At 57.5% G+C, this 379-nt stretch carries 1 protein-coding gene; it reads right to left on the bottom strand.

From position 1 onward, the window contains the following. On the bottom strand, positions 1 to 379 hold a 379-nt coding region (locus P0D89_RS54245; protein WP_408371575.1), incomplete at both ends, for a hypothetical protein.

Below are 379 nucleotides of genomic sequence, written 5' to 3' on the forward strand. Positions count from 1 at the left end.
GCTTTCTAGCGCGTGAATTTGCGTTGATGTTGGGAACCATGTCGCGGTTAAAAATGGCTTTGCGGTTCTGCCTGCAATCGTACACGCCATCGAGGCTCACGATGGTGCCTCGCAGCTCCAGGCTCACCGCACGGGCGATGCGCGTCAGTTCAGGCAGCGCCTCTCGCAACAGAGGCGATTCATTGCGATTACCTGGGACAGCCAAGAACGGCGCGATCACGTTGCAGCGCCGATCGCAGAAGACGACGACCTTGTCGCCCTTCACCTTCTTGTGGCCACTGAAGCCGAGGTTATCGCCTCCTTTCTTGGCTGCTGTGGTCGTGCCATCACCGTGGATGACGGTGATATCCAGACGATTGTCTTGTCCAAGCCTGAACAC

Origin of the sequence: Paraburkholderia sp. RL18-085-BIA-A (genome assembly GCF_046027075.1) — a bacterium.
In the GTDB taxonomy this organism is placed as follows: domain Bacteria; phylum Pseudomonadota; class Gammaproteobacteria; order Burkholderiales; family Burkholderiaceae; genus Paraburkholderia.